Genomic DNA, 11,224 nt, shown 5'->3' with positions numbered 1-11,224 from the left:
TCGGCACCGCTGTCGGCGATTAGGCTGGCTCATATGGCCCTCTTCTCCCGCCGCAAGAAGTCCGTCGACCAGCCGGACGTCGAGACCGAAGTACCCGTCGACGACGCGATCGCGCAGACCGACGGCGTGCCCGAGGCTCCCGCCGAGTCGGTGCCGACGGTCGGCATCTCCGTGCAGGCGTTCCGCGGCGTCGGCGCCGAGGCCGGTCCGGAGGTGAGCGCTCCCGTCGAGTCCGGGACGGACGCCGGCGAAGCCGCCGACGAGGGCATCCAGGTGCCGCGCCCGGCATCCGGAGCCCCGGTCATCGCGGAGGAGCAGATGGGGGGACCGCGGCTGCCGCTGGCCCCCGCGCTGCCGCCCGAGCAGACCCACACCGTGGACGGTCTCGTCGACAACGTGCTGCTGCGCACCGCCCTGGCCGAACTCGAGGAGGGCGCCAGCAACGAGCAGCTGCTGGGCGTCATGCGCCAGTCACTGCAGGGGCACCTGTATCTGCGCGTGCACGGCGACGCGCGCGAGCAGATGGCCGCCGGCGAATCGCTCTCGGTCGGCGTCGTGCGTGACGACGAGCGCACGTTCATGCTCGCCTACAGCTCGGGCGCGGCTCTGCAGGCATCCATCCAGGACGAGGAGGATGCCGCATCCACCTCCGCCATCGCCCAGCCCGCGACCCTCGTGTATCAGCAGGTCGTCAACGGCGGGTTCACCGGCATCATCATCGACAACTCGTCGGTTCCGCACCGCGTGGTGTTCCCGACCGAGCTGCTGCAGAGGGCTCTCGAGCAGGGTGACGCCGAGATGTCGGTCAAGACGCTGCTCGCCGCCCCACGCGACGAGCAGACGCCGGTGCGCGTCGCCGAGGCGCTCGCGAAGACCCGCAGCTGGGTGGCGATCAACGACGGCTCCAACGGGCAGCCCGTCGGGATCGCCGAGGCGCACACCACCGACGGCCGCCGGTTCCTGCAGCTCTTCTCGCACCCGCTCGAGGTGGTGGTGCTGGGCCGCAACGACCAGCCGATGCCCTTCGAGCCCGAGCAGCTCGCGAAGGTGCTCAGCGAGCACGACGAGATCGCGGGCGTGCTCGTCGACATCGCCGGTCCCTCGATCGCGATCGAGCGCGAGGACCTGAGCGCCGTCATGGTGCTGGCCGTCGATCTCGGCGACGACTGACGACCTCTGTCGCGAGGCCGCCCCGACCCCGTACGCTCGTCGCATGGCCTCTGAGCGTGTGACTCTGACCGTGACCGACGCCGACGGCGAGCGGGAGATCTCCCTTTCCAGCCCCAACAAGGTGGTCTGGTCCGTGGAAGGCGGCGACGGCATCACCAAGGCCGAGTACGCCGACTACGTGCAGCAGGTCTCCACGCCGTTCCTGGCGGCCAACGGGCACCGCCCGGTCTCGCTGGAGCGGTTCCGCGACGGCATCGCCAGTTCCGATCCGGATGCCGCGCCCGGAGCCGGCGGATTCTTCTCGAAGAACCCGCCCAAGGGCACGCCGGACTTCGTGGACGCGGTGGACGTCACGTACAACAGCGGGCGCAGCCACCCGCAGATCGTGCTGAACCGCACGAGCGCGATCGTGTGGGCGGTTCAGATGAACACGATCGTGTTCCATCCATGGGCATCGCTCGCCTCGAACACCGACAACCCGGTCGAGCTGCGCATCGACCTCGACCCTCAGCCGGGCACCGGCATCGCCGAGGCGATCGTCGCCGCTCACGGCCTGCGCGAGGTGCTGCAGGAGGCGGGTCTCGAGCCGTTCATCAAGACCAGCGGCAACCGCGGGCTGCACGTGTTCTGCCCGATCGTGCCGGAGTGGGAGTTCCTCACGGTCCGGCACGCGGTGATCGCGGCCGGACGCGAGCTGGAGAGGCGGATGCCGGAGAAGGTCACCATGAGCTGGTGGAAGGAGGAGCGCGGCGAGCGCATCTTCGTCGACTTCAACCAGGCCAACCGCGACCGCACGATGGCCGGGGCGTACAGCCCGCGGGCCAAGGTCGGGGCACCCGTGTCCACGCCCATCCACTGGGACGAGCTCGACGACGTCGACCCGACGCGGTTCACGGTGCGGACCATCCCCGGGCGACTCGCCGAGATCGGCGATCCGTGGGCCGATCTGCAGGCATCGCCGGGCCGCATCGACACCCTGCTGGAGTGGTGGGAGCGCGACGTGTCGAACGGCCTCGGCGAGCTGTCCTTCCCGCCCGAGTTCCCCAAGATGCCCGGTGAGCCGCCGCGGGTGCAGCCGAGCAAGAAGGTCGCCGCGAACTGGGACGCCGAGGGCAACCCCGTCGAGGACTGAGAGTCAGGCCAGCACGTCGGCGAGGTCGTAGCCGGCGACCGTGTCCAGCTGCTCGTACGTGCACGAGTGCGCGGCGCGATCGGGGCGCCAGCGCTCGAACTGCACGGTGTGCCGGAATCGGGCGCCCTCGAGCTGGTCGTAGCGCACCTCCAGCACGCGCTCCGGGCGCAGCCGCACGAACGAGACGTCCTTGGCCCCGCTGAAGCGGGAGCGCTCGCCCTCGCCGACGACCGCCTCGCCGGACTCGTCGCGCTCGACCAGGGGTGCGAGGTCCTCGACGAGCTGAGCTCGCACGGCATCCGACCAGGCGGCGACGCCGCCGACCTGTCGCAGCACGCCGTCGTCGCCGTACAGCCCCACCAGCAGCGACCCGACGCCCGAGCCGCTCTTGTGGATGCGGTAGCCGAGCGCGACGACATCGGCGGTGCGAGCATGCTTGATCTTGATCAGGGTGCGCTTGCCGGGGGCGTACGGGTCGTCGAGCGGTTTGGCGACCACGCCGTCGAGCCCCGCGCCCTCGAACTCGGCGAGCCAGCGCCGGGCGAGCTCGGCGTCCTCGGTCGTGCGCGTGAGATGCAGCGGCGAGGCGGCACCCGCCAGCATCCGCTCCAGCCGTGCCCTGCGCTCCCGGAACGCATGCTGCTGCAGATCCTCCTCGCCCTCGGCGAGCAGATCGAAGGCGATGAACATCGCGGGCGTCTCGGCGGACAGCTTCGCCACCCGCGATGCGGCGGGATGGATGCGCTGGCTGAGCGCCTCCCAGTCCAGGCGCTGCGCGCCCACGGGCCCCGTCGCCACGACGATCTCGCCGTCGAGCAGGCACGGCCCCGGCAGGATCTGCGGCAGCTGCTCGACGAGCTCGGGGAAGTACCGGGTGAGCGGCTTGGCGCCGCGCGAGCCGATCTCGAGCGTCTCGCCGTCCCAGGCGACCAGCCCGCGGAAGCCGTCCCATTTCGGCTCGTACAGCATCGGCTTCTTCGAACTGTCGGGCACGGCCGCGGCCGCCTTCGCGAGCATCGGCGCGGGGATCTCGTACATGCTCCCCATCCTGCCCCGCGCCACGGCTCCCGTCGAGAGCGCGGGGCCCGCCCGATCCGGGTCATCACCTGGACCTCCGGATGAGAGAATCGAGGTGATGAACGAAGTACAGGGTCCGACCCCCGCAGGAACCTCCCGCCCCTACCGATCCCTCGCCGAAGCGCTCCGCGCGCACCGGATCCCCGTCGAGAACCACGAGTTCATCGGCGCCGTGACGGATGCCGTCGGCATCCTCAGCTACATCGACCGCGGTCGCTACATCGAGGCGCTGCGCCGCGAGGGCGCCGCGCTGCACATCGGACGCACCTACATCAACGGCTTCACCGAGGACGAGCAGATCACCGTCGCAGGGCGCGTGCTGCCCCTGCTGCCCAGCGAGGGTCGCGCGCCGTACTTCTACGTGAACCAGCCCAGCGGACTGCCGTCGCTCACCGTCGCGGCCAAGCGACCGGCCGGCACCCGCACCTCCGCACCGCGCGCGGCGAAGCCGGCATCCGCTCCCCGCGCGCCCAAGGCTACACCGGTGGAAGAGCGCGACTACGGCGTGTGCGACACCTGCTTCATGGTGCGCAACGCCGCCGGCAAGTGCGGCTGCGACGAGTGACGATCCCCGTCGCCTGACCGGGGGCGGCCGGGCTCAGGACAGCTCGGCCTGCACCCGGCGCGAGATCTCGGCGATCGGCATCGACCGCGGGAACACCGCGACCACGACATCGTCGGGTGCGGCATCCGATCCGCCCGGCAGCACGCCGTAGCGGCGGCGCACGTCGTCGAGGGCGGTGCGCAGCGTGGAGAGCGGGACCTTCCGTCCGCGCAGCAGCTGGCGCAGCACGTGATTGTGCACTGCGGTGACCAGCGCGGAGAACCCGACCGCATCGATCGGGGCGAGACCCGGCAGCGCGTCGCGCAAGTATTCGTCGAACAGGCGCTCGTACCGGAACACCGTCACGATCTCCCGATCGCGCAGCACCGGCACCTGCCGCACGATCTCGTAGCGACGGCGGGCGAGGTCGGGGTCGCGCACGAAGTAGTCGAAGACGCGCTCGGATGCCTCGCAGACGGCCGCCCACGGATCCTCGTGCGGCTGCTCGAAGAACGTGCGCAGATCGTCGAGCATCTGCTCGTGATCGGTGAAGACCACGTCCTCCTTGCCGCCGAACTGGCGGAAGAAGGTGGAGCGCGAGACGCCGGCGGCCTTGGCGATCTGCTCGACCGAGGTCGCCTCGAATCCCTGGGCGGCGAAGAGGTCGAGCGCGGCGGCGACCACACCGGTGTGGAGCTGAGCGGGATTCTGCATAGTGGAAGCCTAGTCTCGGCCGTTCTGGTGATGTCGTCGGCGGTAGTAGGCTTTTGGATCGGGTCGAATGATATCGACACCCGACAGAACTGTCGCGTCCCACCCGCCGCAACCAGCGAAGGACTGCACTGTGGATCTCTACGAGTACCAGGCACGAGACCTTTTCGAGAAGTACGATGTGCCGGTTCTCGCCGGCATCGTCGCCGACACCCCTGAGGAGGTGAAGGCAGCAGCCGAGAAGCTCGGTGGCGTGGTCGTCGTCAAGGCTCAGGTCAAGACCGGTGGTCGTGGCAAGGCGGGCGGCGTCAAGGTCGCCAAGAACCCCGACGAGGCGTACGAGGCCGCCAAGGCGATCCTCGGTCTCGACATCAAGGGCCACATCGTCAAGCGCGTCATGGTCGCCGCCGGCGCCCGCATCGCCGAGGAGTTCTACTTCTCCGTGCTGCTGGACCGCGCCAACCGCTCCTACCTGTCGCTGTGCAGCGTCGAGGGCGGCATGGAGATCGAGCAGCTCGCCGTCGAGAAGCCCGAGGCTCTGGCCCGCGTCGAGGTCGACCCGCTGGTCGGCATCGACGAGACCAAGGCGATCGAGATCGCCAAGGCCGCGAACTTCCCCGACGAGCTCGTCCCGAAGGTCGCCGACGTGTTCGTCAAGCTCTACGACGTGTACAAGGGCGAGGGTGCCACGCTCGTCGAGGTGAACCCGCTGGTCCGCACCGAGGACGGCGAGATCATCGCCCTCGACGGCAAGGTCTCGCTCGACGAGAACGCCTCCGAGGTGCGCCACCCCGAGCACGAGGCGCTCGAGGACAAGGCCGCGGCCGACCCGCTCGAGGCCAAGGCCAAGGCATCCGGCCTGAACTACGTCAAGCTCGACGGCCAGGTCGGCATCATCGGCAACGGCGCGGGCCTGGTCATGTCGACGCTCGACGTGGTCGCCTACGCAGGCGAGAAGCACGGCGGCGTCAAGCCCGCCAACTTCCTCGACATCGGCGGCGGCGCGAACGCGCAGGTCATGGCCAATGGTCTGGACGTCATCCTCGGCGACCCGCAGGTCAAGAGCGTGTTCGTCAACGTCTTCGGCGGCATCACCTCGTGCGTGGCCGTTGCCGAGGGCATCGTGAAGGCCCTCGAGATCCTGGGCGACTCCGCCACCAAGCCGCTGGTCGTGCGCCTGGACGGCAACCAGGTCGAGGAGGGGCGTGCGATCCTCGCCGCCGCGAACCACCCGCTGGTCACCTCGGCGTCGGGCATGGACGAGGGCGCCGACAAGGCCGCCGAGCTGGCGAACGCCTGAGATTGTAAGGACGAGAGAAACATGTCGATCTACCTCAACAAGGACTCCAAGGTCATCGTCCAGGGCATCACGGGCGGCGAGGGCACCAAGCACACCGCCCTCATGCTCAAGGCCGGCACCAACATCGTCGGCGGCGTGAACGCCCGCAAGGCCGGCACCACGGTCACGCACGACAAGCCCGGCTCGGGCGAGGTCGAGCTGCCCGTCTTCGGCTCCGTCGCCGAGGCGATGCAGAAGACCGGCGCCGACGTGTCGGTCGCCTTCGTGCCGCCGGCATTCGCCAAGGACGCGATGATCGAGGCCATCGACGCCGAGATCCCGCTGCTCGTGGTCATCACCGAGGGCATCCCGGTCGGCGACTCGGCCGAGGCCTGGGCCTACGCCAAGTCCAAGGGCAACAAGACCCGCATCATCGGCCCGAACTGCCCCGGCATCATCACCCCCGGCGAGGCGCTGGCCGGCATCACGCCCGCCAACATCACCGGCAGCGGTCCGATCGGCCTGGTCTCGAAGTCGGGCACGCTGACCTACCAGATGATGTTCGAGCTGAAGGACATCGGATTCTCGACCGCCATCGGCATCGGCGGCGACCCGATCATCGGCACCACGCACATCGATGCGCTCGCCGCGTTCGAGGCCGACCCCGCCACCAAGGCGATCGTCATGATCGGTGAGATCGGCGGCGACGCCGAGGAGCGCGCGGCCGAGTTCATCAAGGCGCACGTCACCAAGCCGGTCGTCGGCTACGTGGCCGGCTTCACCGCTCCCGAGGGCAAGACCATGGGCCACGCGGGCGCCATCGTGTCGGGTTCCGCGGGCACCGCAGCCGCCAAGAAGGAGGCCCTCGAGGCCGCCGGCGTCAAGGTCGGCAAGACGCCGTCCGAGGCGGCTTCGCTGATGCGCGGCATCATCGAGGCTCTCTGAGCTGTAAGCTGTATCTCGAAGGCCCCGGGCTCCACCCCGGGGCCTTCGTCATGTCCGGGCACGCCGCAGACGCACGAGTCTCCGCAGAAGTGCGCGGATCCCGGCCCGAGGAGATCGTGGCCGGGGCAGGATGGAGTCATGACCACGCCGATGACCTTCACCCTGGTGGGCGGCCCGACGGCCGTGATCGAGTACGCAGGGCTCAGGATGCTGACCGATCCGACCTTCGATCCTCCCGGCGTCTACGAGGGCGGCATCCCGCTGCACAAGCTCGTGGGGCCCGCCCTGAGTCCTGAGGAGGTCGGCGGCATCGACGTCGTGCTGCTGTCGCACGACCAGCATCCGGACAATCTCGACCATGCCGGGCGCGACTTCCTGTCCCGGGCGAGTGCCGTGCTCTCCACGCCCGAGGCGGCATCGCGGATCCCCGGCGTGATCGGGCTGGCGGCGTGGGAGACCCATTCCGTCGGCGACGTCGAGATCGTCGCCGTCCCGGCCCTGCACGGTCCTGAGGGCGCGGAGGCACTCTCCGGCCCGGTCACCGGCTTCCTGCTGCGGGCTCCGGAACAGCCGACCGTCTACATCTCCGGGGACAACGCGTCGGTCGCGCTCGTCGCCGAGATCGTGGCGCAGGTCGACGTCATCGACATCGCCGTGCTGTTCGCGGGCGCGGCGAACGTCGGTCGCTTCGGCGACAGCGACCTCACGCTGAACGCGCGCACCGCGGTCGCCGCGGCTCGGGCGCTGGGCGAGGCCGTCATCGTGCCGGCGCATGCCGAGGGATGGCATCACTTCAGCGAGACCCGCGAGAGGCTCGTGCGGGAGTTCGAGTACTCCGGGCTCGCTCACCGGCTGCGGGTGCCGCAGCACGGCGTGCCGCTGGAGCTCTCGTAGTCCCCGTTTCTGAAGGAGGATCGCCCTTCTGAAGGACGCTGAGCGCCGGAAGATCCTTCAGAAGCGCAGATCGCCTTCAGACGTGACGGGTTCCGCCGCGGCGGGATCGTGCCTATCCTGAGCGGATGCCAGGGACCACGCCGACCTCCGAGCTGCGCCGCCGCTGGCGCACCTCTGCTCTGCCGGAGCTGCGCGGCGTCGTGCTCGACCTCGGCGCCGGATCGGGGATCGCGGCGGATCACCTGGCATCCGGTGTCTCCTGGCTGGCACTGGAACCGCGTAGCCGGATCGAGCCCGCGCTGCGTGCGCGCCTGGCTCACCGGAGCGGTTCCCGACTGCTCACGGCACCCGCCGAGGCGATTCCGCTCGAGAGCGGTTCGGTGGACGCGGTGATCGCCTCGACAGTGCTCTGCTCGGTGCGCGACCCCGCCCGCGCGCTCGACGAGGTGCGCCGGGTGCTGCGCCCCGGCGGGCGGCTGGTGTTCTTCGAGCACGTCGCGGGGGAGCACGGCAGCTGGACCTCGGTGCTCCAGGCCGTCTACGCCCCGCTGTCGCGGCTGATCGATCACGGCTGCGATCCCCACCGCGACACGGCCGCGTCGATCCGGGCCGCCGGGTTCGCGTCGGTCGAGGTGAAGCGGATGCTGGCGCCGGGCGTGCTCGGAACCGTGGAGCCGCTCATCGAAGGCGTGGCCGTCGCGTGACCGCCTGCAGAGGCATCCGCTTCTGAAGGACGATCGCGCGTCTGAAGGATGCTGCGCGGCCGGGCATCCTTCAGAACTGCGGACGTCCTTCAGAACGGACGTCGTCCGGCAGGAGAGGACCGCGCGTGCATCAGCCCACGAAGGCGTCCAGCAGCCTGTCCAGCGCGGCGTGCGCGCTCGCGCGGGCGGACGCATCGCCGGGACGCTCCGAGAGCCACAGCGCGGCCTCGTTCATCGCCCCGGAGAGCAGCGCGGTCGTCGCCTCGACGGCGTCCGCCGCGACGCCGGCGGCGAGCAGGGCCTCCCGCAGGTGCACGGCCGACGCCTCGGCATCCGTGCGTCGCCAGACGTCCCAGCCGAGCGCGGACGGGGCGTCGGCGAGCAGGACGCGCGCGTGCCCGCCGGTCGTGATCGCGTCGAGGAACGCGTGGCTGCCGAGGCGCAGCGAGTCGGCCGGGGTCGCATCACCGGCAGCGGCGACCACGGCATCGGCCACCTGCTGCTGCATGCGCTGCACGACGGCGAGGAACAGGCCGGGTTTGGAGTCGTAGTGGTGGTACACGGCGCCCCGGGTCACGCCGGCGTCGGCGGCGATGTCGTCGACGGATGCGGCGCCGAACCCCTGCGTGATGAACCGCTTCTCTGCGGCGCCGAGCACCCGCGCGGCGGTAGCTGCGGCTTCTGCGGCTGAGGCTCTGGGCATGGGGATTCCTTTACGTGCGCTGTGCATGTATTCTAGCCTCACCGGATACAAACGCAGAGTATGTAAAGGATGACCCATGCAGATCACCTCGTTCTACCCCGTGCTCATGGTCGAGGACGTCGCCGCCGCGGCGCAGTTCTACCGCGAGACGTTGGGCTTCGAGACGACCTTCGAGGCGGACTGGTACGTCAGCCTGCGCTTCGACGGGGGAGAGCTCGCCGTCCTGGACAGCGCGCACGAGACGATCCCGGAGGGCTTCCGCACGCCGGTGACCGGACTGCTGCTGAACATCGAGGTCGAGGACGCCAAGGCGGAGCACGACCGGCTCGTGGGCGCTCTCGGGATCACGGAACGACTGAAGCTGCGCGACGAGGCCTTCGGCCAGCGGCACTTCATCGTCGAAGCGCCGGGCGGCGTGCTGCTCGACGTCATCGAGCCCATCGCACCGACGGGGGAGTTCGTCCACGCGTACGCCTGAGCGACCGGGAGCGCGTGAGGACGACGGAGGGGCCGGATGCTCAGCATCCGGCCCCTCCGTCGTGATCGGACGCGATCAGGCGAGCAGCGCCTCGATCGGCCCGCGGGCGAAGAAGATCACGAAGCCGGCCGTGACGATCCACAGCAGCGGGCTGATCTCCTTGGCCTTGCCGGAGAACGCCCGGGCGGCCACCCAGCCGATGAAGCCCGCGCCGATGCCGTTGGCGATCGAGTAGGTCATCGGCATGACGGCGACCGTGAGGAAGACGCCGAAAAGCGCCGAGAAGTCGGTCAGGTCGATGAAACGGATCTGGCTCATCATCAGCGCACCGACGATCACCAGCGCCGCCGCTGCCACCTCGGTCGGCACGATCGAGACCAGCGGCGTGAAGAACATCGCGATGAGGAACAGCGCACCCGTGACGATGTTCGCGAGCCCGGTGCGCGCCCCCTCGCCGATACCGGCACCCGACTCGATGAACACGGTGTTCGACGAGCCCGAGGTCGCGCCGCCCACGACGGCACCGACGCCCTCGACGATCAGCGCCGACTTCAGGCGGGGGAAGTTGCCCTTCTCATCCGCGAGACCGGACTCCTTGGCAAGACCGGTCATGGTCCCCATGGCGTCGAAGAAGTTGGTGAACACCAGCGTGAACACGAGCATCAGGGCGGCGAGCGCCCCGATGCGGCCGAACGCGCCGAACAGATCCACCTGGCCGACCAGCGAGAGGTCGGGGAGGCTGACGAGCTCCTTGGGGAGGGCGGGCACCGACAGGCCCCAACCGCCGGGGTTCTTCTCGCCCTTGGCGCCGATGTGCCAGATCGCCTCGACGATCACGGCGAGCACGGTGCCGGAGACCAGGCCGATGAGGATGCCGCCCTTCACCTTGCGGGCGACGAGGATGCCGGTCAGCAGCAGCGTGAAGACGAAGATCACGGTCGGAATCGTGCTGACGGATCCGCCGATGCCGAGCGTGACCGGCGGGGAGCCCGCGGCGGTGACGAAGCCGGCGTTGACGAAGCCGATGAACGCGATGAACAGGCCGATGCCGACCGTGATCGCGATCTTCAGCTGCATGGGGACCGCGTCGAAGATCATGCGGCGCAGGCCGGTGGCGCTGAGCAGCACGATGATGAGGCCGTTGATGACCACGAGGCCCATCGCCTCGGGCCAGGTGACCTCGCCGACCACCGAGAAGGCGAGGAAGGCGTTGATTCCCAGGCCCGCGGCGAAGCCGAACGGCAGGCGGGCGATGAGGCCGAACAGGATCGTCATCACCGCGGCGGTGAGGCCGGTGACCGCGCTCAGCTGCAGGAAGCCCAGCTTGTGGTCATCGATGTCAGCGGTCGTGGACAGGATGATCGGGTTCAGGATGACGATGTACGCCATCGTCACGAAGGTGACCACGCCACCGCGGATCTCGGCGCCGAAGCTCGACCCCCGCTTCGTGATCTCGAAGAATCGGTCGAGCGCGTTGCGCGGCTCGGTGTCGGAATCGGGGTGCGCAGGGGCAGTTGTCATCGTGACCTCCGCAGGAGAATCTATCGTGTTGCGCCCCTCTCGCGTGGGCTCGGCTGTCCCATCGGA

At 69.6% G+C, this 11,224-nt stretch carries 12 protein-coding genes; 8 read left to right on the top strand and 4 right to left on the bottom strand.

The window, feature by feature from the left end:
* Positions 1-33 precede the first annotated feature (33 nt).
* Together MIAR_RS09415 and MIAR_RS09410 are read left to right on the top strand one after the other, a co-directional pair.
* Entirely contained in the window at positions 34-1,170 is a 1,137-nt protein-coding gene (locus MIAR_RS09415) for an SseB family protein (RefSeq protein ID WP_285634624.1), read from the top strand.
* Between the two features lie 43 nt (positions 1,171-1,213).
* Positions 1,214-2,302: a DNA polymerase domain-containing protein gene (locus MIAR_RS09410; RefSeq protein WP_285634621.1), complete on the top strand. Its 1,089-nt coding sequence runs from the start codon at positions 1,214-1,216 to the stop codon at positions 2,300-2,302.
* A gap of 3 nt (positions 2,303-2,305) precedes the next feature.
* Here MIAR_RS09410 and MIAR_RS09405 read toward each other — a convergent pair whose 3' ends face one another.
* A complete protein-coding gene (locus tag MIAR_RS09405; RefSeq protein WP_285634615.1) occupies positions 2,306-3,340 on the bottom strand; it encodes an ATP-dependent DNA ligase in 1,035 nt (344 codons plus the stop codon).
* 97 nt (positions 3,341-3,437) lie between these two features.
* Here MIAR_RS09405 and MIAR_RS09400 point away from each other — a divergent pair, with 97 nt between their 5' ends.
* Complete coding sequence (locus tag MIAR_RS09400; protein ID WP_285634613.1) at positions 3,438-3,944, top strand: hypothetical protein; 507 nt, start codon at positions 3,438-3,440, stop codon at positions 3,942-3,944.
* Between the two features lie 33 nt (positions 3,945-3,977).
* On the opposite strand, the gene MIAR_RS09395 is transcribed toward MIAR_RS09400, so the two are convergent.
* On the bottom strand, positions 3,978-4,637 hold the full coding sequence (locus tag MIAR_RS09395; RefSeq protein WP_285634610.1) for a TetR/AcrR family transcriptional regulator: 660 nt from the start codon (positions 4,635-4,637) through the stop codon (positions 3,978-3,980).
* A 130-nt stretch (positions 4,638-4,767) separates the two neighbouring features.
* Here MIAR_RS09395 and sucC point away from each other — a divergent pair, with 130 nt between their 5' ends.
* The 4 genes from sucC to MIAR_RS09375 all read left to right on the top strand — a co-directional run bounded on the left by sucC (position 4,768) and on the right by MIAR_RS09375 (position 8,456).
* The gene (gene sucC / locus MIAR_RS09390; RefSeq protein ID WP_285634607.1) at positions 4,768-5,934 is read left to right on the top strand and encodes an ADP-forming succinate--CoA ligase subunit beta; all 1,167 of its coding nucleotides are present in this window, start codon (positions 4,768-4,770) and stop codon (positions 5,932-5,934) included.
* A gap of 21 nt (positions 5,935-5,955) precedes the next feature.
* Positions 5,956-6,858 (top strand): succinate--CoA ligase subunit alpha, encoded by a 903-nt coding sequence (sucD, locus tag MIAR_RS09385; RefSeq protein ID WP_285634604.1) that lies wholly within the window; start codon positions 5,956-5,958, stop codon positions 6,856-6,858.
* Positions 6,859-6,996: 138 nt separating this feature from the next.
* Positions 6,997-7,752 carry an MBL fold metallo-hydrolase gene (locus MIAR_RS09380; RefSeq protein ID WP_285634601.1) on the top strand — a complete coding sequence of 252 codons (756 nt, stop codon included), beginning with the start codon at positions 6,997-6,999 and terminating at the stop codon, positions 7,750-7,752.
* A gap of 125 nt (positions 7,753-7,877) precedes the next feature.
* Entirely contained in the window at positions 7,878-8,456 is a 579-nt protein-coding gene (locus MIAR_RS09375) for a class I SAM-dependent methyltransferase (protein WP_285634599.1), read from the top strand.
* Positions 8,457-8,586: 130 nt separating this feature from the next.
* Here MIAR_RS09375 and MIAR_RS09370 read toward each other — a convergent pair whose 3' ends face one another.
* Positions 8,587-9,159: a TetR/AcrR family transcriptional regulator gene (locus MIAR_RS09370; RefSeq protein ID WP_285634596.1), complete on the bottom strand. Its 573-nt coding sequence runs from the start codon at positions 9,157-9,159 to the stop codon at positions 8,587-8,589.
* 76 nt (positions 9,160-9,235) lie between these two features.
* On the opposite strand from MIAR_RS09370, the gene MIAR_RS09365 reads away from it, so the two are divergent.
* Positions 9,236-9,637 (top strand): VOC family protein, encoded by a 402-nt coding sequence (locus MIAR_RS09365; RefSeq protein ID WP_285634593.1) that lies wholly within the window; start codon positions 9,236-9,238, stop codon positions 9,635-9,637.
* 75 nt (positions 9,638-9,712) lie between these two features.
* On the opposite strand, the gene MIAR_RS09360 is transcribed toward MIAR_RS09365, so the two are convergent.
* Positions 9,713-11,158: an NCS2 family permease gene (locus MIAR_RS09360; RefSeq protein WP_285634590.1), complete on the bottom strand. Its 1,446-nt coding sequence runs from the start codon at positions 11,156-11,158 to the stop codon at positions 9,713-9,715.
* Positions 11,159-11,224: the final 66 nt, after the last annotated feature.

Origin of the sequence: Microbacterium arabinogalactanolyticum (genome assembly GCF_030268005.1) — a bacterium.
Taxonomy (GTDB): Bacteria; Actinomycetota; Actinomycetes; order Actinomycetales; family Microbacteriaceae; genus Microbacterium; species Microbacterium arabinogalactanolyticum.
The sequence above is the reverse complement of the archived record's forward strand: the minus strand, read 5'-3'. Positions and strand labels throughout refer to the sequence as shown.

Excerpts from the sequence above, each read along its gene's own strand:
- MIAR_RS09410 (WP_285634621.1), top strand. The coding sequence starts at position 1,214 with ATGGCCTCTGAGCGTGTGACTCTGACCGTGACCGACGCCGACGGCGAG.
- sucD (WP_285634604.1), top strand. The coding sequence starts at position 5,956 with ATGTCGATCTACCTCAACAAGGACTCCAAGGTCATCGTCCAGGGCATC.
- MIAR_RS09405 (WP_285634615.1), bottom strand. The coding sequence starts at position 3,340 with ATGTACGAGATCCCCGCGCCGATGCTCGCGAAGGCGGCCGCGGCCGTG.
- MIAR_RS09380 (WP_285634601.1), top strand. The coding sequence starts at position 6,997 with ATGACCACGCCGATGACCTTCACCCTGGTGGGCGGCCCGACGGCCGTG.
- MIAR_RS09400 (WP_285634613.1), top strand. The coding sequence starts at position 3,438 with ATGAACGAAGTACAGGGTCCGACCCCCGCAGGAACCTCCCGCCCCTAC.
- MIAR_RS09365 (WP_285634593.1), top strand. The coding sequence starts at position 9,236 with ATGCAGATCACCTCGTTCTACCCCGTGCTCATGGTCGAGGACGTCGCC.
- MIAR_RS09375 (WP_285634599.1), top strand. The coding sequence starts at position 7,878 with ATGCCAGGGACCACGCCGACCTCCGAGCTGCGCCGCCGCTGGCGCACC.
- MIAR_RS09415 (WP_285634624.1), top strand. The coding sequence starts at position 34 with ATGGCCCTCTTCTCCCGCCGCAAGAAGTCCGTCGACCAGCCGGACGTC.
- MIAR_RS09370 (WP_285634596.1), bottom strand. The coding sequence starts at position 9,159 with ATGCCCAGAGCCTCAGCCGCAGAAGCCGCAGCTACCGCCGCGCGGGTG.
- MIAR_RS09360 (WP_285634590.1), bottom strand. The coding sequence starts at position 11,158 with ATGACAACTGCCCCTGCGCACCCCGATTCCGACACCGAGCCGCGCAAC.
- MIAR_RS09395 (WP_285634610.1), bottom strand. The coding sequence starts at position 4,637 with ATGCAGAATCCCGCTCAGCTCCACACCGGTGTGGTCGCCGCCGCGCTC.